We start from the raw sequence: 21,403 nt of genomic DNA, 5'->3' as shown, positions 1-21,403 counted from the left end.
TGACCCGCCGAGGGGACCTTGCCGATGACCACGACGCTCGACCGCACCACGACGACCGCCGCAGGACAGCGCGCCGCATCGCGAGCAGCCTGGTCGGCCCTCAGCACCGCCGATCGGGCTCGACTGCTCGCGGAGTGCAGCGGCATCGCGGTCGGTGGGACCAGCCGACACGCCCTCGCTCACGGCCCGCAGGACCCTCGGTCGCACGAGAACCAGATCGGCGGCGGTGACCTCCCCTCCCGGTGCGATCGCGTCCTGCACGACGTGGCAGCGCACGCCGCGGCACTCCCGGCCGGCTCCGTCGGGTCGACGCGGGTCCGCACTGAACTCGTCGTCGACACCGGGTTCCCCCTCGAGCTCGCGACCCTGCACCTCGCCGCGGCGCTGATCGCCGACGAGACCGTCCTGCTGGGTCTGTGCGGCCCCGTGACAGCGGGCACGCTGCGCTACGTCCGAGCCGTGGCGGCGCTCCTGCCCGGCGGCGTCCTGCGCATCAGCCGCGGCGACCGGCTGGTCAACGGTGGCACCGACCGCGTGGTCTGGCTGTCGTCGGACTGCGTCACGGACCGGTCGCCGGTCACGCGTGGGCTCGCGGTGGTGGCAGCGATGACGGCGTCACGGCAGCTCGTCGACGGGACCTCCGACCCTGCCCGTCCCGCGACGGCACCGACATCGTGATCGTGCGGGCGTCGACACGGCGAGGGACAGGTCGTCCCGTCCCCCACCCACCGGAAAGGCCGACCATGCAGGCAGCAGTCGTCCACGCATTCGGACAGCCCCTCATCGTCGACGAACGACCACTCCCGGATCCCGGCCCCGGGCAGGTGCTCGTCCGGATCGAGGCGTCGGGGCTCTGTCACACCGACATCCACGCAGCGCACGGCGACTGGCCCGTCCGCCCGACCCCGCCGTTCGTCCCCGGACACGAGGGCGTCGGCATAGTCGAGGCGGTCGGGCCCGACGTCACCGAGCGGCGCGTCGGCGAACGGGTCGCACTCCCCTGGCTGGGGCACGCGTGCGGCGCCTGCCGCTACTGCATCGACGGCCGCGAGACGCTGTGCGAGCAGCAGCAGAACACGGGTTACTCGATCGACGGCGCCTTCGCCCAGTTCGCGGTGGCGGACGCGGAGTACGCGGTACCGGTGCCCGCCGGGGTCGACCCGTGGGACGCGGCACCGCTCACCTGCGCCGGCGTGACCACGTACAAGGCCCTCAAGGTCGCCCACGTCGTACCCGCCGAGACCGTGGCCGTCTTCGGCGTCGGCGGCCTCGGACACCTCGCTGTGCAGTACGCCCGAGTCTTCGGTGCCGACGTGATCGGGGTCGACGTCGAGCCCGAGAAGCTCCGACTCGCGCGGGACCTCGGTGCCGACCACACCGTCGATGCATCGTCCGGCGACGCCGCGGCGCAGGTGCAGGAGCTCGGCGGCGCCGACGTCGCCGTCGTCCTGGCCGCGTCCGCCGCGGTGTTCGAGCAGGCCTTCGCGTCGCTGAAGCGCGGCGGTCGACTCGTCTGTGTGGCGCTGCCGGCGGACGGGACGATGTCCGTCCCGATCTTCGACACCGTCCTCAAGGGCATCTCGATCATCGGGTCGATCGTCGGCACGCGGCAGGACCTCGCCGAGGTGTTCGCACTGCACGCGGCCGGTCGAACCCGTGTCGTCTCCGTCCGTCGTCCGCTGGCCGACGTGAACGACGCGATGGCGGACGTCCTCGCGGGACGTGTGCCGGCGCGCATCGTGTTCGAGTTGCCCGCCGTCGAACGCGAGGCCGTCGTGCTCGGACCGGACGAGCGGGTCGGGCGATGACCACCGCCACACTCGGTTCCGTCGACCGATCCCTCGACCCCGGGGAGTGCTGGGCCCTCCTGGCCAGGACCACTTCAGCTCGGTTGGTGCACGGCCGGGTCTCCGCCGTGACGGTCGTCACTGCCGACCGTCGTCGCGCGCGCATCACCGTCGACCTCGGTGGGACGGTGTGCGGACGCGAGGTTGCGCTCCTCGAGATCGGCGACCAGGGCCCCGGAGGCGGGTGGAACGTCATCGTCGTCGTCGCTACCGTGCCGGTGGTGACCGTGCCCCGTCCCGGCTTCGACTCGGCCTCGCGGAGCAAGGTGCTCGAGGTCACCGAGGTCAGCGGAATCGTCTTCGCGCCAGACTCCCGTCAGCAGCCGACACGACCGGCGGTCGCCGCATGACCACGCCGCCGTCGACACCCAGCCCGCCACCGGACCGGGTGCCGGACGATGAACTCGTGGTCCGACTCGACGCCGACCAGTGCTGGGAACGGCTGCACCGCTCCCGCACCGCGCGCGTTGCGTTCCGCACCGAGGAATCGCTCGAGGTCATCCCGGTCAACTACGTGGCCGAGGATCGTCGGCTGGTGTTCGCCACGTCGAGCACCGTCATCCTCGATGCCGTGCACGCCGGCCGCGAGATCGTGATGGAAGCCGACGAACACGACGGCTGGACCGCCTGGAGCGTCGTCGCGAAGGGGACCGCCCACCTGCCGGACACGCGCAACGTCAGCGCCCAGCGGCTCCGGTCGATGCTCGCCACCCCGAAGCGCGCGACGGTCGTCCTGGAACCCACCTCGATCACGGGACGGCTGTTCGACCAGGCCGCCCCGTGAGTCGCGTCCGCGACGCGACCAGCAGGACGGACGGGAGGCGCGGTGCGGGCCCGCACCGCGCCTCCCGTCCGTCGCGAGTGCGGTGGGTGCTGCTCGCGGTGACGCCGTTCCTACTGGCGACGGCAGTCCTGGTCGCCCTGCCCCACCTCCGCGATGCCGGGATCGTCCTGCGGACGCTGGATCCGGTCGCACTGCCGGCCGCCGCGGTGGCGGTCCTCGCCGAGGCTGTCTCCCTGACCGCAGCGTCTCGTGCGTCCCGTCTGCTGCTGGGCCCGGACGCGCCCGCGTTCCGTCACGTACTCGGTGTGGACATCGTCGCGCAGGGCGTCCGCAGCCTCCTGCCAGGGGGTGCCGCGACGTCGGCCGGAGCCCGGATCTCCCTGCTCGAGCGCTTCGGCGTCAGCGCGTCCGCCGCAGCGTCATCCGCGACCACCGGCGTCGTCGTCTCGAACCTCGTCCTGTCCGCACTGTTCCTCTTCGGGCTCGCTGTCGCAGCGCGGGCCGCTCCCCCGCCGCTCGTGAGCGGTGCGATCGGACTCGTGCTGGCGCTCGTCGTCACCAGCGGCGCTGTGGGGTGGCTCTTGCTCCGCCACCCGGCGGCCGCTCGTCGCACTGCGGTGCGGTGGAGCAGTCCCCTGCGTCGGTTCGCACACCGCCCGTCCGGAGCCGTGGTCGCCGAGTACGTCGATGCGCTCGCCTCCGGGCTGCGCCGACTCCGCTCGCCGCGCGCGTTCGGCGCGCTGTTCGCGTGGACCGTGCTGAACTGGGCCGCCGATCTGGGCGCGTTCGGGCTCATGGTCGCCGCGGCCGGCGCGCACCCGCGGCCGGAGGTCGTCATCCTGACGTACGGGTTGGTGAATATCCTTGCGACGGTGCCGGTCACGCCCGGAGCCGTCGGCATCGTCGAGGGAGCCGCCGTCGCATCGCTGCACCTGGCTGGTGTCCCGACTGCCGTCGCGCTCGTCGGTGTGCTCGGCTGGCGGCTCGTGGAGTACTGGTTGCCGCTGGTGGCGGCACTGGTCGCTACCCCGGTGGTCCTGGTCGCCTCACGCCGCCGTCCGGACCCGGCGGGACTCGGCAGGACCTTTGCCACTCGGCGCCGACGCCCGCGACCGCGACCATGGCCACATGGACACCCGCGCACACCGCCACGTCGCACCGCTGACCGCCCGTGACCGAATCCTTCGAGCCTGGGCATCCGAAGGCTCCCTCGATGCCAGCTCCCTCGACGTCGCGCTGCGGAACGGCCGCGTCGTGCTCACCGGCGACGTCGGCTGCCACAGCGACCGGGTGACCGCCGTCGGACTCGCGGAACAGTGCGCGCCGATGCACGCGATCGAGAACCGGATCGTCGTTCGTGCGTACGCGTGCGACCCCGAGGAGACCGACGTTGACGTCCGGAGCCGGGTCGAACGCGTAATCGGGCTCGTCGCACCGCGGGCCGCGGTCGCCGTTCACGTCCACGACCACGTCGTGACCATCGCCGGGTCCGTCAGCTCCGTGGCGGAACGCCGCGCGGTGCACGCCGCCGCCGCCCGGTGCGGCGGTGTGCACTTCGTCACCGACCAGCTGACGGTCGCCCCGGTCGTCGGCTGATCGGCGTCAGCCCTGCTCGAGCGGGACGACGCACAGCGCCGTCGTCGACTCCGCCATCAGGTCCTGCGCGACCGATCCCAGGACCTCGCCGCCGAAGGTGGACCGGTGCCGACGCCCCACCACGACCAGCCCGTGGTGCTCCGCCGCCACCGCGACCGTCCCTCCGGGGGCGCCGCGGAGCAGTTCGTTGCGGACGATCAGCGCCGGCGAGGCAGCAGCGATCCGGGTCACGACGTCGTCGAGCACGGCCTGTGCGGCCGCCCGTTCGACGACCGGAGACTCCACCACGGCGGCGACCACGGGCGGGCCGACCGGCGCGGACTCCTGCCACGTGTGCACCACGCGGAGCACCGCACCGTGCCGACCGGCCTCGGCGATCGCGAAGTCGACGGCCTCGGGCGCGGTGTCCGCGTCCACGGCGAGTACGACGTCGGCGTCGAGCTGGCCACTCGGCCAGTCGTCCGGGACGATGACGGTCGGGACGTGCGACGCCCCGGCGATCCGGTCGGGCAGGAGCCCGGTGAGCGCGGACTGCAGGCGACGACGACGGTGGCTGCCGACGACGAGGAGGTCGTCCGGCTGCGCAGCACCGACGAGCGCGTCGACGATCGGGGCCGGCGGTGCATCGAGCTCGACCTGGGTCCCCGGCGCCGACTGCAGCACGAGCGAGCGTCCCGCCACGAGGCGGTGGTGGGTCCACCCCTCCTCGGGCTCGAGCGGGTCGACCGCGCGCACGATCCGGACGCGACAGGCGTGCCGAGCAGCCCGCTCGGCGACCCACCGGAGCGCGGTCCAGCTCGCCTCGGTGTCGTCCAGGCCGATCGTGATCCGTTCGACGTCCTCGTGCATGTTCCGCTCCGTCCGGTCCGACGGGCGGTCGCCCGTCGTCGTGACGCTACGTCCGCCGCGCCGCGTCGCCGAGAGCCGAAGGTCCCTGCGCACCGTGCGTCAGATCGCGGACCACCCGCCGTCCGACGGCAGCACCGTTCCGGTCACGTTGGCCGAGTCGTCGCTCAGCAACCACGTGATCGCCGCAGCGAGCTGGTTCGCCGTGGCGATCGGCGGCACGTTCGTCTGCAGGTACGGTCCGAGCCGTTCGCCGGCGTACTGCGACCGGAACGGCGCCTCGATGCTCGTCGACACCGCTCCCGGCGCGACCGCGTTGCACCGGACGCCGGCGGGAGCGTAGAAGAACGCCGTGCTCAGTGTGAAGCCGTTCACCGCGTGCTTCGAGGTCGTGTAGGCGGTCCCCGCCGCGGAGCCCCGCAGTCCGGCCTCAGACGACACCGAGACGATGCTCCCCGAACCGGCGCGGATCATCGTCGGCAGCACCGCTCGGGTGAGCCGCATGACGGCCGTCAGGTTGACGGCGAGGACACGGTCCCAGACGTCGTCGTCGAGCTCGGCGGTCGGGACGAACCCGTCCATGATGCCGGCGACGTTGGCGAGCCCGTCGATCCGTCCGGCCGCCGCCTCCACGATCCGGTCGATCACCGGTCGGTCGGCGAGGTCCCCCGCGACGGCGACGAGCCGATCCGATCGGGCGCGGGCGACCAGGTCGTCCAACCGATCGGCCAGCAGGTCGACGCCGACGACCCGGGCGCCCTCCGCGAGCAACCGTTCGGCCGTGGCCCGGCCGATGCCGGCCCCGGCGCCCGTGACGATCACGGTCCGCCCGGCGAAGCGTCCCGTCGTCGGTGTTGCCGGGGTCCCGCTCGTCGTCTCGTCCATGGTGGTTCCCGTCGCTCGTGTGGGGCAGGTCGGTCCTCGTGGGCGATGAGCCCGGCGAGGCACGACGGCCCGCTCGACCGGGGTGTCCGGCCGTTCTCCACCTCAGCGCCGGACCCGGGGCCGCGCCAGGGTCCTTCGCCCCGGGACGTCACCGTTCCGCGGGACGTTCGGCCCTCCTCGACCGCACGCCCGCCGGTTAGCGTCGCCTCGCGCGCTGATCGCGCGACGACCGCACGCCGCGCGCGGTCCCGGAGGAGCAGGAGAGCACCATGTCCGTTGAACGGATCCTCGTCGGTCTCGACGCGTCCCAGGCCAGCTGGACGGCACTGCGGTGGGCGGCGAACCGCGCCGGCGACCATCCGGCGCGGGTGAGGATCGTGCACGCGCTCGAGACGGGCGACACCGATGTGTTCGTCGTGCGCGAGCGCCTCGCCGAGGCCGCGGCGTTCGTCCGCGGGACCGCCCCGGGGACCGTCGTCGAGACCTCCGTCGAACGCGGCTTCGCGGCCGACGCACTCGTGGACGACACGGCTGACGCCGACCTCCTGGTCATCGGAGCGCACCGGGCACGCCGGGTCCGCTCCGCGCTGACCGGGTCGCTCCCGGAGCGCATCGCGACCAGGGCACCCGTGCCCACCGTCGTCGTTCCGGACGACTGGACCTTCGGCAGCGGTCCGATCGTCGTCGGCATCGACGCCGACACCGCCGAGGCCGCGCTCTCGTTCGCGCTGCACGAAGCGCGACGGACCGGGCGTTCGCTCCGGGTCGTGCACGCGTGGCGTGTGACAGCACCCGTCGCGGCGCGTCCGATCGCGTTGCTCGAGGACGCGTCGAGCACCGACGAACAATCCGCGCGCCTCGTGCTCGGCGCCGCCGAACGCGAAGCCGCGCGACGTGAACCGACCGTCTCCGTCCGCTCGACCCTCTGGGAGGGCGACGCCGGTGCAGCACTCGCGAAGGCCGGCGTCGAGGCGTCCCTGGTCGTCGTCGGGCGACGGCACCGGACCACGATCGGTGGTGAACTCTTCGGGTCCGTCGCACGCGAGGCGATGCATCGGTCGAAGACGCCGGTCGTCATCGTGCCGGTACCGGCCGACTGACCGGACCGCCTCGGTCCCTGGCACCGAACCGGCCCGAGGTGGCGCGGAGCGACGCGACGATCGTGACGACGTCGACGACCTCCTGCAGCAGGGCGCCGACCACGGCGGGAACGACGCCCGTCGAGGCGACGAGCATGAGCCCGACCGATGCTCCCATGCCGATCCAGATGCTCTGTCGCGCGATCCGGACGGTCTCGCGACCGATGCGGACCGCGACCGCGACGCGCTCGACCGACTCGACGAGGACCACGGCATCGGCGGTGTCGCTCGCGGCGGACGCACCGCGGGCGCCCATCGCCACCCCGACGTCGGCGACGGCGAGGACCGGCGCGTCGTTGACCCCGTCGCCGATCATCAGGACGGGCCGCGTCGTGAGTGAACGCACCGAGGACACCTTGTCGCCCGGGCGGCACTCGGCTCGGAGCACGGCGACACCGACGTCCGCGGCCACCGCGTCCGCGGTCGCGAGCGCATCGCCCGTGAGCATCACGACGTCGATGACCCCCAGCTGCCGGAGCTCGGCGACCGTCGCCCTCGCTTCCGGCCGGATCGGGTCACGGAGCACGAGCGCACCGGCGGGCCGTCCGTCGACGAGCACGTAGGACACGACACGGCCCCCGGGGACGTCGAGCGGCTCGGCGTCCGGAGCACGCCGCCGGGCGAATGCGAGCGTCCCGACGGCGACCTCGTGTCCGCCGACCTCGGCTGCGACGCCGTCCGACTCGGACTCGACCGCGTTCCTGGCACCGCTGGGCACGATGCCCTCGGCCCGTGCCGCCGCCACGATCGAGTCGGCGAGCGTGTGGGACGAGTACTGCTCCGCGCTGGCCGCGAGCTGCAGGACCCGGCGCCGGTCCGGGCCGTCGGACACGGTCACGACGCGTTCCAGCGCCGGACGGCCGCGGGTCAGGGTGCCGGTCTTGTCGAACACGACCGTGCGCACCGCCGCCAGCCGTTCGAGCACCGACGCGTCCTTGACCACGACGTCGGCCCGTGCAGCGCGCCCGATCCCGCCGAGGAACGCCACCGGGGCAGCGATCAGCATCGGGCACGGGGTGGCGAGCACCAGGACCTCGGCGAACCGTCGCGGATCCCCGGCGAACCACCAGGCCACACCGCCGAGCACGACGGCGAAGGCCGTGAACCACGGCGCGTACCGGTCGGCGAGCCGGACCATCGGCGACCGCGAGGACATCGCCCCGGAGACGAGCGCAACGATCTGCTGGTACTCGCTCCCTGCTGCCGGTCTGCTCGCCCGCAGCAGTACCGCTGCTGCACCGTTGACCGCACCGCTCGGGACCGTCGCTCCCGCGGACACGCCCACCGGCACGCTCTCCCCGGTCAGTCTCGATTCGTCGAACGTCGCCGTGCCCGACACCAGCACGCCGTCGACGGGCACCACCTCGTACGGCCGGACGACGAGCACGTCCCCCACCGCCACCTCGGCGACCGGGACGTCCACGACGGCCTCGCCCGCCGTCCGGTGCGCGGTCTTCGGGGCGTCGGAGAGCAGTCGCGACAGCTGGCTCGTGGCCCGCCGCTGGGCGTGCGCCTCGAGCGCCTCTCCCCCGATGAGCATCAGGACGACGACGAACGCCGCCAACCACTCGCCGACCGCGACGGTGGCGGCGATCGCCGTCACCGCCAGCAGGTCGACGCCGAATCGTCCGTGCGCGATCTCCCGGACCATCGAGACGGTAGCGACGAGCGCAGCGGCGAGGGCCGTCACGGTCAACAGCAGCGGCACGACCTCACCGGCGCCCGACCAGGACAGGACGAGCGCAGCGACCCCCGCCACGGACACCACGACGAGCCGCGTACGGACGAGCGTTCCCTGCGACGACCGTGCCATGGAACCTCCGTCGACGAGCAGCGACGCCGGTCGGCGCCGTCACGAGCGTCGGCGGTCACGGGCGACGGGCCAAGTGCCGAAGGTCCTCCGTCCGTCGCGGACGGTGCGCTCGCGGACGGTTCGCGCGGGTGCGCGGTGGGCTCGATCCGGGATGGACGGGAGGCGCGGTGCGGGCCCGCACCGCGCCTCCCGTCCGACCGTGTGCCGGTCAGTGCGGGTGGTCGCCGGTGCGGGTGGCCACCGCTGGTGTGACCGTGAACTCGTCGATGTTGCGAACCGCGTCGCGGAGGTGCCCCTCGGCGTGAGCCGCGAGGCGCGTGGCCGCGTGCAGATCGGTGTTCGCGACCTCGATCGTCGCGGACCCGGTGAGCCGGTGCCCGGTCCAGCGGAGTCGGACGTCACGGACGGCGAGCACCCCGTCGGCGTGCTCGAGCGCGTGTTCCGCCCGGCCGACCAGCGCGGGATCGACCGCGTCCATGAGACGCGCCCCGATCGACCGCACCGTTCCCCAGAGCAGCAGCAGGATCGAGAGCGAGATGAGCAGACCGATGATCGGATCGGCGAGCGGGAAGCCGACCATGACGCCGATCGCACCGAGGACCACCGACAGGGACGTGAAGCCGTCGAGCCGGGCGTGCACTCCGTCGGCCACGAGCGCCGCCGAACCGATGCGCTGACCGACGCGGACACGGTAGATCGCGACGACCTCGTTGCCGGCGAACCCGATGAGCCCGGCGGCGACGAGCAGCCAGGGCGCCTCGACCGGGCGTGGGTGCACGAAGCGATCGATCGCCTGCCAGCCGGCGACGACGGCGGAGAGCGCGACGACGAAGACGATGAACATGCCGGCGAGGTCCTCGGCGCGACCGTACCCGTAGGTCATCCGGCGGGTCGCGAGGCGGCGGCCGAGGACGAACGCGATCCACAGCGGCACGGCGGTCAGTGCGTCCGCGAAGTTGTGGACGGTGTCCGCGAGCAGGGCGATCGATCCGGTGAACGCGACGATCACGGCTTGCAGGATGGTGGTGCCGAGGAGGACGAAGAGGCTGATCTTCAGCGCGCGGACGCCGGCGGAGCTGGCTTCCATCGCGTCGTCGATCGAGTCCGCGCTGTCGTGCGTGTGCGGGACGAAGAGGTCGTGGAGGAAGCCCGACACCCCACCGTGCGGGTGCGGGTGGTCGTGGTCGTGGCTGTGCGGATGCGGGTGGTCGTGGCTGTGCGGGCTCATGCCCGTTCCTGTTCCCCACGGTGGTGCGGTGCCGCTCCGACCACGTGCTCCGCCTGCTTGACGGCGTCGACGACGAGCTCGGAGGCGTGCTCGTCCGTGAGTCGGTAGAACACCGTCGTGCCGTCGCGTCGCGTCGAGACCATCCGGGCGAGCCGCAGCTTCGCGAGGTGTTGCGAGACCGCTGCTGGACTCTTGTCCACGACGTCCGCCAGGTGGTTCACGGACATCTCCTCGGCGCGGCGCAGGGCGAGGATGATCTTCACGCGGGTCGCGTCCGCGAGCATCGCGAACACCTCGACCGCGAGCTCGACGTACTCCGACTCCGGATCGAGCCCGCATGGTTGCTTGTCTACGTGCACACGCAGATACTATTACACCAAGGAGGAGGGTCCGCACGCCGTCGTGCGGACCCTCCTCGGTGCAGACGCTTCGGGTCCGTCTGCCCAGCTCAGTGTCGGACCGCCTGACCGTCCAGCGGCAGGGTCGAAGGTCCCGTCAGGCCGTTCGTCGTCGCCCCCACGCTGGGTTCACAGAGCCGGACGATGAGCAGGATCAGTCCGACGAAGGGCAGGAGCAGCCAGAACACGTTCTGCCAACGACGTCCGGCATCGCGCAGTCGCCGAACCGTGACGGCGAGGGTCGGCACGAACACCACGACCGACCAGACCCCGGACAGCGCCGAGCCGACCATCACGGTCCCCGCGGGCGTCACGACGTTCGCGGCGCCGAGTGCGGTACCGACGACGGCGCTGAAGAGGATGAACCACCAGAACTCGGGCCGTGCCGCTCGGCCGCGGAAGTCGGCGGCCTTCCGGGCCACCGTCCGCACCGCGTCCGGGAGGTCCATGCCGGTCGGCGGGATGCGCTCACTGTGCTCGGACATGCGATCACTCCTCGGGTCGGGATGCGCCGCCGCTGTGGACCGGGTACCGGTTCCGGACGGTTCGGTGCTGACCAGCGACGGTACGTGGCCGGCCCGTCGGTGCACAGGGCCCTTCGACCCACGGCCCGGTGGAGCGCAACGGGTCGAGGGACGTTGGCCTCTGTCGGACACGCGGCGTCCGAGGAGCATCGGCGGGGACGAGACGGAAGGATTCGTGATGACCACGCACGCCACCCACACGCCGAACGCCGGAGCAGAGGAAGCACGACGAGCACTGGTCGCGCCACGGCCAGCAGCCTTCCGATGGTCCGCGATCGCCGTCACAGCGCTGGTCGGCCTGACCGCGGTCGCCGGCGGCCTCGCGCTCGTGGTCGGGTTCGACGCCGACTTCCTCGCGCCCGCGTCGAGCGTCCTGGCCGGCAGCGGATTCAGCTCGTTCCTCGTGCCCGGTCTGCTCCTCGGCGTCGTCGTGGGCGGCACACAGCTGGCCGCCGCTGTCCTGGCGGTCGTGCGGTCCCGCTGGACCGTGCTCGCCGTGACGGTCGCTGCGGTCGTGCTGCTGGTCTGGATCTTCGTCGAGACGGCGATGATCCCGTGGAGCGTGCTGCAGGCGGTGTACTTCGCCGTCGGGCTCGGTGAGATCGGACTCGTCCTGGTCGATCTCGGCCTCCTGTCGGACGGACGGCGACGATGAGCGCGCGCCGTCACGTGGAGGCGTCGGCGATCCCAGCGGATGCAGCGAGGTCTGCCGAGGTCGCCCAGCGCATCGAGCAGGCACTGTTCGAGGACGCCTCGTTGGACGCCCACAACGTGCTCGTGATCGTGAGTGGTGACGAACTCGCCCTGCGGGGTCACGTCCGGTCCTGGTCCGAACGCAGCCACATCGGCGAGATCGCATGGAACACGCCGGGAGTCTGCGCGGTCGTGAACGACCTCGTCCTCTTCGACGACGCCGCTGTGCACGGACGCCGCCTGCACGGGACAGACCCGATGGACCTCGGTGCGGGTGGCTGCGATGTCTGAACGGCGACGCGAACCCTACGGATGGTGTCCCCTGACCGAGACCGCGAGGCGGATGGCGACGGTGCTCGAGTACCAGCAGCGCACACACGATCGGTGGCTGCGGTTCCTGCCGGGGCACCACCCGACCGACGAAGCGCGGGAACGCGAGGCCGTTCGACGGCTGCGCGTGGTCGTGACCGACGCAGCCGCGCGGACCCTCGCAGTGACCGTCCCCGGCATCCTGAGCACGCACGACGCCGTCGGGTACCTCGACCGACAACCGGTCACCGCCGAGGCGTGGCGCATCGTGACTGCCCCGCAGACGGCCCGGACCGGCGCCTCTCGCTGGCCCCGGACAGCAATGCCCCGCCGGTGACGCGCGGGCCCTCGACACCACCCGGCCGCCGAGCAGGCGGCCCGAACGAAGGACGAACAGTGGACGACGCAAGCACCACGGACCATCCGCCCGATGACGAGCCGGACACCGAGATCACCCAGCCGGCGGACATGATCGCGTTGCTCCGAGCAGGATGACGGGCCGTGGCACGGACTCGTCGGATCCCGACTCGACGCCTCCCGGTCGTCGGCTGGCGATGGTCGTGACGGCGTTCGTCGGGCTCACCGCGATCGCCGGGGAATCGGCATGGTCACGAGCAGCGGAATGTCTGCGACCGCTCCTCCACCGTCGCGGGCGGATGCGTCGAGCCTCAGCGTGGCGTTCGTTCCGGGGTTGCTGCTCTCGATCGTCGTGGGTGGCGCGCAGTTCGTCGCGGCCGTGACCGGCGCACGGAGAGGCGCGTGGGCCACGGTGTCCGCGGCACTGACGCTCCTGGCGTGGTGTCTCGTGCAGGCAGCCCTGATCGGCGGGGATCTCCGTCAGGCCTTGTACGTCGTCTTCGGGCTCGTCGAACTCGGCATCGCCGGCGCCGCATTCCGCCCGTCCGTCCAACGGGCTGGTCACTGACGGTTCACGGCTGCGAGCGGTGCCGCCCGTCCGTCGCACGGTCGCTTCGCCAGGTACTCCCCCGGAGTGTCGGCGCGTCCATCAGCGGATCGTGCTCGGTCACCGAGAGGGGCATGCGTCGGACGGACCGCTGCTGGTACAGCATCGACACGTCGCCTCGCTGCGCGAGCTGGGGGCACCCGCCGGGGGCTGCGAGCCGGACGACGTGCATGCCCGTGAGCGGCGGGTCGTCCTGCCCACACAGGAGTGCGATGCGGAGCACGTCGTCGGGAAGGAAGGTCGTGACGATCCCCAGGTAGCTCAGCACTGCGATCGGTGATGTCGAGGGGATGCCGAGGGTCACGCGGTTGCCTGCGACCACCGCCGCGACCGTGTGCGCGGCCGCGGCGCACGGCGGGAAGTCCTCGTCGATGACGAGGAACACGTCTCCAACGGGGCCGACGACGATGATCTCGACCGCATCCGCCCGGACACGGACGACGGGCTCGTCGGTCTGCTTCCACGCCGTGGAGGACGCCGCTGCACCAGCGAACGCGGCCGCGATGCCGACAGCGCGGTCGTCGCCGAACCGCGTGAGCGTGGCAGCGTCCGCGCACGCGCGCGCAAGGATCAACGCGCGCGTGCGACCCGGCGCGGCGAGCCACCGCCTGGTGTCCCCGGCGGTCCCCGGCGACGTCTCTCGGTGTCGCGGCGCTCGTGCCCGTGGGCCGCGAACGGTCGGTCCGACATCACCGATCTCGATGTTCGTCACGGGTGCTCCTCTGGGTCCCGATCAACGGTGGTGTCCGCAGTGGCAGCGACGAGGTCAGGCCGCACCGGTGTGGTCCGCTCCGGTGGCGACGGTGACCGCTCAGGTGCGGTCGAGCCCGTGATCGGGATCCGGCGGGGCTCGGCACGCATGCTGCCCGGATCCACCCCCGGCATGTCTGCGTTCAACACGGAGTGATCGCCGTGGCGACTGAGGTCCATCGGCACGAACCGAGGACCGCTGCGGCCGTCGAACATCGTCGCCGTCAACCGGTCGAGCTCGCGGAATGGGTCGAAGTACAGAGCCATGATCCCTCGTTCCTCGCAGGTGTTCATGTGCCGGACGATCCGCCGGTCGGCCGACCCTAGACACGCGGCCAGCTCACGCGGCAGGGTCGTTCGACCCGCCGGAGCCCCGGGACCTTCGGCCCTCGTCTCCGGCGCACCAGGAGCGCATCCTCGTCACCAGGCGCAGACAGCGACACTCGAGGCCCTTTGGGTTCACGGGACGGCACGGGACGCTTTCCCGGAAGACGAACGGACCACAGGACGGTGCTCATCAGAACACCGGCACTGATCACTGTCTGCGTCGCAAACGTTCCCTCCGCCGGGGCACCGGTCGGATCCTGCACCGTCGTCGAGGAGGTCGGACATCGACTGGGAAAGCGTCGAGTCGTCCAGCCGGGCGGCAGCCGAAGCACACCGCGCCATCGCCACCGAGGCACGGACGGACGCCGCCGAGTGCGCTCAGGAAGCGCACACGGCCAGCGACGTCGACCTCGCGGTGCTGTGGCTCATGCGCTCGTTGCTGCATCACGCCGTCGCCGCGGACGCCGCCGACATCGCCGAGATCCACGACAGGATCGCCGTGCACGCCGCGCACGTCAGGGACGTGCAGAGCGGCCGGCACGGGCAGTGACGTGGGCGATTCGTGCGGACGGAGCCTCGCCGCCCCCGCCGGTGCCGGTCACGACCAGGCGCTGAGGACGATCGAGCCGCCGAGACGGCCCGCTCGGAGATCACCGACGGCGTCCGGAAGTCGTGAGAACGGCAGGACGGTGACCTCAGGAGCGAGGTCGAGCGTGGCGGCGAGACGGAACAAGGCAGCTCCGTCGGCGCGGGTGTTCGCAGTGACGGTCCGGAGGTCACGCTCGTCGAAGAGCAGCCGGTAGGGCATCGGCGGGAGGTCGCTCATGTGGATCCCAGCCAGGACGACGGTGCCGCCCGGCTTCGTCGCCCGCAACGCCACCGGCACCAGCTCACCCGCCGGCGCGAACACGATCGCGCTGTCCACCTCGTCCGGACCGACCTCGGCCGCGTCCCCGACGAACACCGCGCCCGCCGCTCGCGCACGCCGACGGTTCGACTCACCCCTGGTGGAGACCGCGATCCGCGCGCCACGAGCAGCCGCGAGCCGGGCGGTGATCCCCGCGCTCGACCCGAACCCGAAGATCCCCAGCAGACCGCCGTCGGGCAGCGCGGCACGCTCGAGCGCCCGGTACCCGATGATGCCGGCACAGAGCAGCGGGGCCGTCCCTGCGGCGTCCGCGGTACCGGCGATCGGGTACGCGAACGCCTCGGGTACCACCGTGTACTCGGCGAAGCCACCGTTGGCGTCCCACCCCGTGTAGGAACTCAGCAGACAGAGGTTCTCGGCCCCGGTCCGACATGCGTCGCACCGTCCACAGGTGCTCCTGAGCCAGGCGACGCCGACCCGGTCGCCGAGTACGAAACGTCCCGCCCCGGCACCGCGTTGGACGACCGTACCGACGACCTGGTGGCCGGGGACGACGTGCGAGAGGTGTTTTGGCAGCTCTCGGTCGATGACGTGCAGGTCGGTCCGGCAGAGCCCACAGGCTTCGACACGCACGAGCACCTCGTCGCCGAGCGGCCGTGGCGTCGGCTCGTCGACGCGGAGCCGCAGGGAGCCCGGCACGGACTCGGTCACCCACGCGCGCATCGTCTCCGGCACCATCCGACCAGGGTGCGGGCAACGACGGCGACGGGCCAGGCCGAAGGTCCCGCTCCGACTCGGGACGTTCGCCTCTGGTCACCGGGAGTGAGTGCTCGCACGATTCCCTGCATCACCGAGACGCACCGATGGGAGAACGATCATGATGGTCAACTGGGACGGCGCCTGGGGAAGCGTCTGGTCCGTGCTGTGGTCCTTCTTCTGGATCGTCGCGCTCGTCGCGTACCTCTTCGCGCTCTTCGCGGTGGTGACCGACCTGTTCCGCGATCACACGTTGAACGGGTGGTGGAAGGCCGTCTGGGTCGCGTTCCTCGTCTTCGTTCCCTTCCTCACCGTGCTCGTGTACCTCGTCGCACGGGGACGCGGCATGCAGGAGCGGGCCGCGCACCAGGCCGCTCGTGCAGACTCGATCATCGATCCGTCAGCAGGGACGTGGCGCGACCCCAGCCCGGCGGAGGAGATCGGCAGGGCGAAGGCGCTGCTCGACGACGGAACGATCACGCCGGCGGAGTTCGACGCGCTGAAGACCCGGGCGCTCAGCAGGTGATGCCCGGACCTTCGACCCTGCCGTCGGCAGTTCCGTCCCCCGATGCTCGCTCCATGACAACGATGACCCGAACCGAACACCGCTCAGACTCGACGATCAAACACGACGTGCAGCAGGAACTCGACTGGACCCCCGGCATCGAGGCCACTGCCATCGGCGTCGCGGTCGACGACGGCGTGGTGACACTCAGCGGCACCGTCGACAGCTTCTCGGAGCGAATCCAGGCCAGCCGGGCAGCGCTCCGTGTGCAGGGTGTCCACGCCCTCGCCGACGACCTCGTCGTGCGTGCTGCGGCACGTGCCCTGCACACCGACGCCGAGATCGCGAAGATGGTCCATCAGGCGCTCGACGCGGACGACACCGTGCCGGCCGGTCACCTGCAGGTCGAGGTCGCCGACCACACCGTCACCCTCCACGGATCAGTCCCGTGGCACTTCCAACGGCTCGCTGCGATCCGCGACGCCGAGCGCGTTCCCGGCGTCAAGTACGTCCTCAACCACGTGGAGCTCACCCCCAGGCCAACAGCCACGGACACGGAGGCCCGCATCGCTCAGGCGTTCGTCCGTCACGCCCAGCTCGACGCGGACCGCCTCGAGGTGTCCGTCCGCGACTCCGTGGTCACCCTGACCGGCCGGGTCGGCTCCGCAGCCGAGAAGCGGGAAGCCGAACTCGCCGCATGGCGGTCGCCCCACGTCACCGATGTGCAGAACCTGCTGATCGTGCAACCATGACCGTCCGACGACACGGCGGCGTCCTCGTCGCGGGGTACGACGACTCCCTCGGCGGCCGCGCGGCGCTCCACCAAGCAGCAGCACTCGCCCGACTCCTCGACGCAGAGCTCCGCATCGTCATGGTGTGGCGTGAACCCGCGATGTTCGACGACGTCGCCACGGGCCTCGGCGAACTCCCCGCCGACACGGCGGCGGACGATGCCGAACGCATCCTCCGCCGCGCATCCGAAGCCGAGTTCCGTGGCGGGGTCCCGCCGTGGGTGCACCTCGAACTCCTGCTCGGTCCCGCCGCCGACGTCCTCATCGAGCAGAGCTCGATCGCGCGGATGCTCGTCGTCGGCAGGAGGTCGCACTCTGGGTTCGTCGGGCTCCGACTCGGATCCGTCAGCGCCCGCTGCAGCGAACACGCCCACTGCCCGGTCCTGGTCGTCCCACCCACGACCCGGCTCGCGGAACACGAGCCGGAGCACGTCACGGCAGGCGCGCAACGCCCGCCTGGATCGGCCCCCGCACCGTGAGAGCGAACGCCTGAACCGGGGCGCGTGTCCGGATCCCGCGAACTCCACAACACGAGAAGCGGTGGACAGACCGTTCCCGCTTGTGTCGCCGCGAGAACGAGAGGACGCTGCGGTTGATGCACCCTTTCAGGGAAGGAGCGTCGCCATGGTTCGACACACGTACACCGCGGGCCTGCTCGGTGCGCCACAACTCGGCGCGAGCGTCGCGCAGGACGACGCCGAACTCGCGGCGATCCAGCACACCAGGTACGGCGGCGTCTCGGTCACCGTTCTGACGCTGCACCGCACCGATCGCGATGCCCGGACGATGCGGGTCCCCTCTGACGCGGACATCGAGCTGGACGAAGGTAGCCGCGGCACACGAGACAGACCGTCGAGTGCTCCGACGGGACCTTCGGCCTGACGCGACCTCGGCGTTACGGCACTACGGTCGCCGGACCAGGCTGCACCCGCGGCCCGTGAGCGGTGGAGGCCACCATGACCCGGTACACGGTCGCCGTGGACGACTCGGACGCCGCCCAGGCGGCAGTGGAGTGGCTGACCGGGGTCGTGGACCCAGGCCTCGACGTGGTCAAGGCAGTCAGCGTGCCCGAACTGGTCGGTGATCTCCCTTCCAGGGCAGAGCACCGCCTCCTCGAGGCGCGGGCCGTCCTGCTCCACCACCAGCCCAGACTGCGCGTCACGACGGACCTCGTCGACGGCGGGACCGTCCGCGGGCTCCTCCGCGGAGGAGCCACGGGGGACGTGCTCGTCATCGGAGGCCGTCAGCGCCGACGTCTGCTCGCGGCGGTGCGCGGCCGCGTTGCCGAGCGCGTGGTCGCGGAAGCGACGACGCCGGTGATCGTGGTCCCGGAGGAACGCGTCGAGCACGGCGGTCCCGTCGTCCTCGGTGTGGACAGCCGATCCGGAGCCGCAGCGCTGGCGTATGCCGGGGCGCTCGCGGCACGCTGGCACCGGGAGCTCGTCCTCGTCCGGGCATGGCAGTCGCCCTCGACGACGACACCGTTCGGTGCCGTGTACTTCGAGGGCGACCTGTCCACCTGGGAGCGGACGGCCGATCTCCAGCTGGAGGCAGCACTGCACGCCGTCGACGCGGCGCACCCCGACGTCGCCGTCCTCGGACGACCTCGACGGGGTTCCGCCGGGCACGTCCTGCTGCACGAGTCCGCATCGGCGTCGCTGGTCGTCGTCGGTCGCCGGCACCGGAGCGCGGTGGCTGGACTGCTCTCCGGCAGCGTCGGCGAGACGCTCATGCACGAGGCACACGTCCCCGTGCTCATCGTCCCGCCGCGAACGATGTCGCCCGGCGACCTCAGCCGCCCGACGCCGCACGCTCGTGACACGGGCTGACCGACCGGCCCGACGGTGGTGCGGAACGGACCGTGGGGATTCGTCTTGCTCTGCGCGTTCGTCGGAGCGGATCGGCCGTGCGTGCTCGACGGCCGGCCCTCGGCCCTGTCTCGTTCGCCCCGCCCCGGCCCGGCCGGGCGGTCGGTGCGCACCCGTCAGGACCGGATCGACACCTCCGGCGCAGGAGCATCGTGCACCACCGGATCGCCCACCGCCGTCACGAGCGCGCGGAGTTCGGCGAGCATCACGAGTTGCTGGTGGTTGATCCGGAGCAGCGCCTCGATGTCCACCTTCGCGGCCGCGTTCGTGCCGAAGTCGTGCTGCGCCAGCGCGGCGGCGATGCCGTCCTGCCGTTTGGCGGCGATCAGCAGGATGGCACCCTGCAGGCCGGCGAGCATCGAGAGGAACAGGTTCAGCAGGATGTACGGGTAGGGATCCCACCGGACCGCGGCCGTGTTCACCGCCGCCCAGACGAGCATGAACGCGACGAACCCGCCGACGAACCCCCAGCTCCCCATCCCGTTGCGCATGGCGTCCGCGGCGCGCTCGCCCCGCGACAGGGTCGAGTGGTGACGCTGGTGCCAGGTCGACCGGGGAACGGCGCGGGCGCTCGTGGTCGGGATGTCGGTGCTGTCCATGGACGAGGCCTCTCGAGGGCGGTTCGGGTCCTGACGGACCCACCGCCATCCCAACCCTCGCCGCCCGGGTCGACCAGGGCCGAACGTCCCGGACGGGCGGGACGCGACCGGTGACGGACGGGAGGCGCGGTGCCGGCTGGCATCGCGCCTCCCGTCCGCTGGGTGGTCGCGTCGCGACCCGGTGTCAGCGAGCCGTCGTCACGCGCGTCCGTCCGCCGCAGCGGGGTCGGCGGCGTGCGCCGCGTCCCGGCGCTCGGTGGCGTCGAGGGATCCGAGCAGGCGGAGCGCATCCGCCGTCGGCGAGCCCGGTTCGGCCGTGTAGAGCAGGAAGCTCAGCGCCGGGTCGCCCATCAGGCGGGAGCCCTCGAACAGCAGGTCGAGCGCACCGACGACCGGGTGCACGAAGTGCTTCTCGCCGGTGCCGTGCCGACGGACGTCGTGCGCACCCCACTTCGTCCGGAACTCGGGGCTGCGCGTGGAGAGCTCGCCGACGAGGTCCTGCAGCTCCCGGTCGTGCGGGTCGTGCCCCGCGGCTGCCCGGAGGATCGCCACGCTCTGGTCGGCGGCGAGGTCCCAGTCCGGGTAGAACGCGTCCGACCACTCGCGGTCGAGGAACGCTGCGCGGGCGAGGTTCGGGCGCTCGGTCTTCCGGAAGAGGTCGGCGTAGAGGGCCCGTCCGAGCGCGTTCGCGCCGAGCACGTCGAGGCGGTCGTTGCGGATGAACGCCGGTCCCCCGGTGAAGGCGTCGAGCGCGTACTGCAGGCCGGGACGCAGCGTCTTCGGGGTCGTGGACCGGCGGCGGGCGGCCCGCACCGGCGAGGCGTTCGCGGCACGGGCGAGGTCGAACAGGTGGTCGCGTTCGGCGTCGTCGAGGAGCAGCGCACCGGCGATCGCGTGCAGGACGCCCTCGGACACCCCGGAGAGACTGCCGCGCTCGAGTCGGGAGTAGTACTCGACGCTCACGTCGGCGAGCATCGCCACCTCGCCGCGGCGGAGGCCCGCGACCCGCCGGTTCGCTCCTGCGGGCAGGCCGACCTGCTCGGGGCGGACGCGGGCGCGCCGGCTGACGAGGAAGTCCCTGACGTCGTCGTGGTTCGTGCTCATGGACGGGGACTGATCCGGACGGTCGCCGAGGTCGGTCCGTCCTGCAGCATCGGGGGCAGGTACGGGCTGCCGGCGTACTTCGCCTCGTAGGCGGCGTCGATGCGGCTGTTCAGGTCGGGGCCGACGGCCTCGAAGGCGGCCTCGTGCTCGGTCCCGGCAGCGCGGATCCTGCCGGCACCCTGCTCGACGGCGGCGCGGTACCACCGGGAGCGCCGACCGTTGTAGGCGCGGGCGTACAGCTCGCCGTCGACGACCACGGACCAGATCCACGTCGGCGTGCCGTACGTCGTGCCGTCCCCCCGGAACGGGCTGACGTGGAGGTCGTCGCTCGCGGCGATCGCGGCGATGGTGTCCTCGTCCCAGTTCGTCATCGGGTCACCGGCCCGCGAGGTCGTCGTCGGAGACGTGCTCGAGCCAGGTGGTCGTGGTCGACGGGTCGTCGGCGCTCTCGAGCATCGCGAAGTGTTCCATGAAGGTGCCCTCGGCGGAGGCGTGGAAGTGCTCCTCGCCCGGTGAGACGTACACGGTGTCACCGGGACGCGCGGTCACGGCCTTCCCGTCGCGGGTCCCGAAGCGCGCCACGCCCTGGGTGACGCGGAGGAACTGGCCGCGGGCGTGGGAGTGCCAGGCGGTGCGGGCACCGGGGGCGAACTTCACGAGCGCGAGCGTCGCGCGCTGGTCGCCGTCCTGCGGGGTGACGATCGGGTCGACCCACACGTCGCCGGCGAACTGCTCCGGCGGGTTCTTGGCGGTGGGCTGCTTCGGCAGGATCTCCTGCGGCATGGGTTCGTCCTCTCTCGGCGGGTGGT

29 protein-coding genes are annotated in these 21,403 nt (G+C 72.0%); 16 read left to right on the top strand and 13 right to left on the bottom strand.

What is annotated here, in order from left to right; genetic code table 11:
• Positions 1–24: 24 nt before the first annotated feature.
• The 6 genes from BJK06_RS16910 to BJK06_RS16885 all read left to right on the top strand — a co-directional run bounded on the left by BJK06_RS16910 (position 25) and on the right by BJK06_RS16885 (position 4,227).
• Positions 25–678 carry a hypothetical protein gene (locus tag BJK06_RS16910; RefSeq protein WP_070418867.1) on the top strand — a complete coding sequence of 218 codons (654 nt, stop codon included), beginning with the start codon at positions 25–27 and terminating at the stop codon, positions 676–678.
• 65 nt (positions 679–743) lie between these two features.
• The gene (gene adhP / locus BJK06_RS16905; protein WP_070418866.1) at positions 744–1,808 is read left to right on the top strand and encodes an alcohol dehydrogenase AdhP; all 1,065 of its coding nucleotides are present in this window, start codon (positions 744–746) and stop codon (positions 1,806–1,808) included.
• Positions 1,805–2,197, top strand: a complete 393-nt coding sequence (locus tag BJK06_RS16900; RefSeq protein WP_156794904.1) for a hypothetical protein — start codon at positions 1,805–1,807, stop codon at positions 2,195–2,197. The genes adhP and BJK06_RS16900 overlap by 4 nt, the downstream gene beginning before the upstream one ends.
• Before the next feature lie 56 nt (positions 2,198–2,253).
• Positions 2,254–2,631 carry a pyridoxamine 5'-phosphate oxidase family protein gene (locus tag BJK06_RS16895; protein ID WP_181015110.1) on the top strand — a complete coding sequence of 126 codons (378 nt, stop codon included), beginning with the start codon at positions 2,254–2,256 and terminating at the stop codon, positions 2,629–2,631.
• A gap of 77 nt (positions 2,632–2,708) precedes the next feature.
• A complete protein-coding gene (locus BJK06_RS16890) occupies positions 2,709–3,806 on the top strand; it encodes a lysylphosphatidylglycerol synthase transmembrane domain-containing protein (protein ID WP_070418863.1) in 1,098 nt (365 codons plus the stop codon).
• The gene (locus tag BJK06_RS16885) at positions 3,760–4,227 is read left to right on the top strand and encodes a BON domain-containing protein (RefSeq protein WP_070418862.1); all 468 of its coding nucleotides are present in this window, start codon (positions 3,760–3,762) and stop codon (positions 4,225–4,227) included. Before BJK06_RS16890 ends, BJK06_RS16885 begins: the two co-directional genes overlap by 47 nt.
• Before the next feature lie 6 nt (positions 4,228–4,233).
• On the opposite strand, the gene BJK06_RS16880 is transcribed toward BJK06_RS16885, so the two are convergent.
• Both BJK06_RS16880 and BJK06_RS16875 read right to left on the bottom strand, forming a co-directional pair.
• Complete coding sequence (locus BJK06_RS16880; protein WP_070418861.1) at positions 4,234–5,076, bottom strand: universal stress protein; 843 nt, start codon at positions 5,074–5,076, stop codon at positions 4,234–4,236.
• A gap of 99 nt (positions 5,077–5,175) precedes the next feature.
• The gene (locus tag BJK06_RS16875; RefSeq protein ID WP_070418860.1) at positions 5,176–5,958 is read right to left on the bottom strand and encodes an SDR family NAD(P)-dependent oxidoreductase; all 783 of its coding nucleotides are present in this window, start codon (positions 5,956–5,958) and stop codon (positions 5,176–5,178) included.
• A 269-nt stretch (positions 5,959–6,227) separates the two neighbouring features.
• On the opposite strand from BJK06_RS16875, the gene BJK06_RS16870 reads away from it, so the two are divergent.
• Complete coding sequence (locus BJK06_RS16870; RefSeq protein WP_070418859.1) at positions 6,228–7,058, top strand: universal stress protein; 831 nt, start codon at positions 6,228–6,230, stop codon at positions 7,056–7,058.
• On the opposite strand, the gene BJK06_RS16865 is transcribed toward BJK06_RS16870, so the two are convergent.
• From BJK06_RS16865 to BJK06_RS16850, 4 genes are all read right to left on the bottom strand, one after another.
• Positions 7,033–8,910, bottom strand: coding sequence for a heavy metal translocating P-type ATPase (locus tag BJK06_RS16865; RefSeq protein WP_070418858.1), 1,878 nt, complete (start codon positions 8,908–8,910; stop codon positions 7,033–7,035). The genes BJK06_RS16870 and BJK06_RS16865 overlap by 26 nt on opposite strands.
• 208 nt (positions 8,911–9,118) lie before the next feature.
• Positions 9,119–10,138 carry a cation diffusion facilitator family transporter gene (locus BJK06_RS16860; RefSeq protein ID WP_070418857.1) on the bottom strand — a complete coding sequence of 340 codons (1,020 nt, stop codon included), beginning with the start codon at positions 10,136–10,138 and terminating at the stop codon, positions 9,119–9,121.
• Complete coding sequence (locus BJK06_RS16855) at positions 10,135–10,497, bottom strand: metalloregulator ArsR/SmtB family transcription factor (RefSeq protein WP_258027660.1); 363 nt, start codon at positions 10,495–10,497, stop codon at positions 10,135–10,137. Before BJK06_RS16855 ends, BJK06_RS16860 begins: the two co-directional genes overlap by 4 nt.
• A gap of 89 nt (positions 10,498–10,586) precedes the next feature.
• Positions 10,587–11,021 (bottom strand): DUF805 domain-containing protein, encoded by a 435-nt coding sequence (locus BJK06_RS16850; RefSeq protein WP_070418855.1) that lies wholly within the window; start codon positions 11,019–11,021, stop codon positions 10,587–10,589.
• A gap of 217 nt (positions 11,022–11,238) precedes the next feature.
• Between BJK06_RS16850 and BJK06_RS16845 the strand changes: the two genes are divergently transcribed.
• The 4 genes from BJK06_RS16845 to BJK06_RS16830 all read left to right on the top strand — a co-directional run bounded on the left by BJK06_RS16845 (position 11,239) and on the right by BJK06_RS16830 (position 12,987).
• Entirely contained in the window at positions 11,239–11,715 is a 477-nt protein-coding gene (locus BJK06_RS16845) for a hypothetical protein (protein ID WP_083295347.1), read from the top strand.
• Positions 11,712–12,044 (top strand): BON domain-containing protein, encoded by a 333-nt coding sequence (locus BJK06_RS16840; RefSeq protein ID WP_083295346.1) that lies wholly within the window; start codon positions 11,712–11,714, stop codon positions 12,042–12,044. The genes BJK06_RS16845 and BJK06_RS16840 overlap by 4 nt, the downstream gene beginning before the upstream one ends.
• 52 nt (positions 12,045–12,096) lie before the next feature.
• Complete coding sequence (locus BJK06_RS16835; protein WP_070418853.1) at positions 12,097–12,399, top strand: hypothetical protein; 303 nt, start codon at positions 12,097–12,099, stop codon at positions 12,397–12,399.
• A gap of 336 nt (positions 12,400–12,735) precedes the next feature.
• Entirely contained in the window at positions 12,736–12,987 is a 252-nt protein-coding gene (locus tag BJK06_RS16830; protein ID WP_070418852.1) for a hypothetical protein, read from the top strand.
• Between the two features lie 4 nt (positions 12,988–12,991).
• Here the strand turns inward: BJK06_RS16830 and BJK06_RS16825 are convergent, their stop codons facing one another.
• The 3 genes from BJK06_RS16825 to BJK06_RS16815 form a co-directional block, all read right to left on the bottom strand.
• Positions 12,992–13,600 (bottom strand): hypothetical protein, encoded by a 609-nt coding sequence (locus BJK06_RS16825; protein ID WP_156794903.1) that lies wholly within the window; start codon positions 13,598–13,600, stop codon positions 12,992–12,994.
• 134 nt (positions 13,601–13,734) lie between these two features.
• The gene (locus tag BJK06_RS16820) at positions 13,735–14,043 is read right to left on the bottom strand and encodes a hypothetical protein (RefSeq protein WP_156794902.1); all 309 of its coding nucleotides are present in this window, start codon (positions 14,041–14,043) and stop codon (positions 13,735–13,737) included.
• A 658-nt stretch (positions 14,044–14,701) separates the two neighbouring features.
• A complete protein-coding gene (locus BJK06_RS16815; protein WP_083295345.1) occupies positions 14,702–15,709 on the bottom strand; it encodes a zinc-binding alcohol dehydrogenase family protein in 1,008 nt (335 codons plus the stop codon).
• Positions 15,710–15,848: 139 nt separating this feature from the next.
• Between BJK06_RS16815 and BJK06_RS16810 the strand changes: the two genes are divergently transcribed.
• From BJK06_RS16810 to BJK06_RS16790, 5 genes are all read left to right on the top strand, one after another.
• The gene (locus tag BJK06_RS16810) at positions 15,849–16,253 is read left to right on the top strand and encodes a hypothetical protein (protein ID WP_258027659.1); all 405 of its coding nucleotides are present in this window, start codon (positions 15,849–15,851) and stop codon (positions 16,251–16,253) included.
• A gap of 62 nt (positions 16,254–16,315) precedes the next feature.
• A complete protein-coding gene (locus BJK06_RS16805; RefSeq protein WP_181015109.1) occupies positions 16,316–16,984 on the top strand; it encodes a BON domain-containing protein in 669 nt (222 codons plus the stop codon).
• Positions 16,981–17,502 carry a universal stress protein gene (locus BJK06_RS16800; RefSeq protein ID WP_070418847.1) on the top strand — a complete coding sequence of 174 codons (522 nt, stop codon included), beginning with the start codon at positions 16,981–16,983 and terminating at the stop codon, positions 17,500–17,502. Before BJK06_RS16805 ends, BJK06_RS16800 begins: the two co-directional genes overlap by 4 nt.
• A 145-nt stretch (positions 17,503–17,647) precedes the next feature.
• Positions 17,648–17,905, top strand: a complete 258-nt coding sequence (locus BJK06_RS16795; RefSeq protein ID WP_070418846.1) for a hypothetical protein — start codon at positions 17,648–17,650, stop codon at positions 17,903–17,905.
• 74 nt (positions 17,906–17,979) lie between these two features.
• Positions 17,980–18,852, top strand: coding sequence for a universal stress protein (locus BJK06_RS16790; protein ID WP_070418845.1), 873 nt, complete (start codon positions 17,980–17,982; stop codon positions 18,850–18,852).
• A gap of 155 nt (positions 18,853–19,007) precedes the next feature.
• On the opposite strand, the gene BJK06_RS16785 is transcribed toward BJK06_RS16790, so the two are convergent.
• The 4 genes from BJK06_RS16785 to BJK06_RS16770 form a co-directional block, all read right to left on the bottom strand.
• Complete coding sequence (locus BJK06_RS16785; RefSeq protein WP_258027658.1) at positions 19,008–19,490, bottom strand: DUF1003 domain-containing protein; 483 nt, start codon at positions 19,488–19,490, stop codon at positions 19,008–19,010.
• Positions 19,491–19,688: 198 nt separating this feature from the next.
• On the bottom strand, positions 19,689–20,594 hold the full coding sequence (locus BJK06_RS16780; protein ID WP_070418844.1) for a helix-turn-helix transcriptional regulator: 906 nt from the start codon (positions 20,592–20,594) through the stop codon (positions 19,689–19,691).
• A complete protein-coding gene (locus BJK06_RS16775) occupies positions 20,591–20,965 on the bottom strand; it encodes a DUF2255 family protein (protein WP_070418843.1) in 375 nt (124 codons plus the stop codon). Before BJK06_RS16775 ends, BJK06_RS16780 begins: the two co-directional genes overlap by 4 nt.
• A gap of 4 nt (positions 20,966–20,969) precedes the next feature.
• Complete coding sequence (locus BJK06_RS16770) at positions 20,970–21,377, bottom strand: cupin domain-containing protein (protein ID WP_070418842.1); 408 nt, start codon at positions 21,375–21,377, stop codon at positions 20,970–20,972.
• Positions 21,378–21,403 lie beyond the last annotated feature (26 nt).

It is taken from the genome of Curtobacterium sp. BH-2-1-1, assembly GCF_001806325.1.
In the GTDB taxonomy this organism is placed as follows: domain Bacteria; phylum Actinomycetota; class Actinomycetes; order Actinomycetales; family Microbacteriaceae; genus Curtobacterium.
This window is presented reverse-complemented; position numbering and strand designations above follow the sequence as displayed.

What these genes read in the sequence shown, in the direction of transcription:
- BJK06_RS16910 (WP_070418867.1), top strand. Translation starts at nt 25, where the DNA reads ATGACCACGACGCTCGACCGCACCACGACGACCGCCGCAGGACAGCGC.
- adhP (WP_070418866.1), top strand. Translation starts at nt 744, where the DNA reads ATGCAGGCAGCAGTCGTCCACGCATTCGGACAGCCCCTCATCGTCGAC.
- BJK06_RS16900 (WP_156794904.1), top strand. Translation starts at nt 1,805, where the DNA reads ATGACCACCGCCACACTCGGTTCCGTCGACCGATCCCTCGACCCCGGG.
- BJK06_RS16885 (WP_070418862.1), top strand. Translation starts at nt 3,760, where the DNA reads ATGGACACCCGCGCACACCGCCACGTCGCACCGCTGACCGCCCGTGAC.
- BJK06_RS16880 (WP_070418861.1), bottom strand. Translation starts at nt 5,076, where the DNA reads ATGCACGAGGACGTCGAACGGATCACGATCGGCCTGGACGACACCGAG.
- BJK06_RS16875 (WP_070418860.1), bottom strand. Translation starts at nt 5,958, where the DNA reads ATGGACGAGACGACGAGCGGGACCCCGGCAACACCGACGACGGGACGC.
- BJK06_RS16870 (WP_070418859.1), top strand. Translation starts at nt 6,228, where the DNA reads ATGTCCGTTGAACGGATCCTCGTCGGTCTCGACGCGTCCCAGGCCAGC.
- BJK06_RS16865 (WP_070418858.1), bottom strand. Translation starts at nt 8,910, where the DNA reads ATGGCACGGTCGTCGCAGGGAACGCTCGTCCGTACGCGGCTCGTCGTG.
- BJK06_RS16860 (WP_070418857.1), bottom strand. Translation starts at nt 10,138, where the DNA reads ATGAGCCCGCACAGCCACGACCACCCGCATCCGCACAGCCACGACCAC.
- BJK06_RS16850 (WP_070418855.1), bottom strand. Translation starts at nt 11,021, where the DNA reads ATGTCCGAGCACAGTGAGCGCATCCCGCCGACCGGCATGGACCTCCCG.
- BJK06_RS16845 (WP_083295347.1), top strand. Translation starts at nt 11,239, where the DNA reads ATGACCACGCACGCCACCCACACGCCGAACGCCGGAGCAGAGGAAGCA.
- BJK06_RS16840 (WP_083295346.1), top strand. Translation starts at nt 11,712, where the DNA reads ATGAGCGCGCGCCGTCACGTGGAGGCGTCGGCGATCCCAGCGGATGCA.
- BJK06_RS16835 (WP_070418853.1), top strand. Translation starts at nt 12,097, where the DNA reads ATGGCGACGGTGCTCGAGTACCAGCAGCGCACACACGATCGGTGGCTG.
- BJK06_RS16820 (WP_156794902.1), bottom strand. Translation starts at nt 14,043, where the DNA reads ATGGCTCTGTACTTCGACCCATTCCGCGAGCTCGACCGGTTGACGGCG.
- BJK06_RS16815 (WP_083295345.1), bottom strand. Translation starts at nt 15,709, where the DNA reads ATGGTGCCGGAGACGATGCGCGCGTGGGTGACCGAGTCCGTGCCGGGC.
- BJK06_RS16810 (WP_258027659.1), top strand. Translation starts at nt 15,849, where the DNA reads ATGATGGTCAACTGGGACGGCGCCTGGGGAAGCGTCTGGTCCGTGCTG.
- BJK06_RS16805 (WP_181015109.1), top strand. Translation starts at nt 16,316, where the DNA reads ATGACCCGAACCGAACACCGCTCAGACTCGACGATCAAACACGACGTG.
- BJK06_RS16800 (WP_070418847.1), top strand. Translation starts at nt 16,981, where the DNA reads ATGACCGTCCGACGACACGGCGGCGTCCTCGTCGCGGGGTACGACGAC.
- BJK06_RS16795 (WP_070418846.1), top strand. Translation starts at nt 17,648, where the DNA reads ATGGTTCGACACACGTACACCGCGGGCCTGCTCGGTGCGCCACAACTC.
- BJK06_RS16790 (WP_070418845.1), top strand. Translation starts at nt 17,980, where the DNA reads ATGACCCGGTACACGGTCGCCGTGGACGACTCGGACGCCGCCCAGGCG.
- BJK06_RS16785 (WP_258027658.1), bottom strand. Translation starts at nt 19,490, where the DNA reads ATGGACAGCACCGACATCCCGACCACGAGCGCCCGCGCCGTTCCCCGG.
- BJK06_RS16780 (WP_070418844.1), bottom strand. Translation starts at nt 20,594, where the DNA reads ATGAGCACGAACCACGACGACGTCAGGGACTTCCTCGTCAGCCGGCGC.
- BJK06_RS16775 (WP_070418843.1), bottom strand. Translation starts at nt 20,965, where the DNA reads ATGACGAACTGGGACGAGGACACCATCGCCGCGATCGCCGCGAGCGAC.
- BJK06_RS16770 (WP_070418842.1), bottom strand. Translation starts at nt 21,377, where the DNA reads ATGCCGCAGGAGATCCTGCCGAAGCAGCCCACCGCCAAGAACCCGCCG.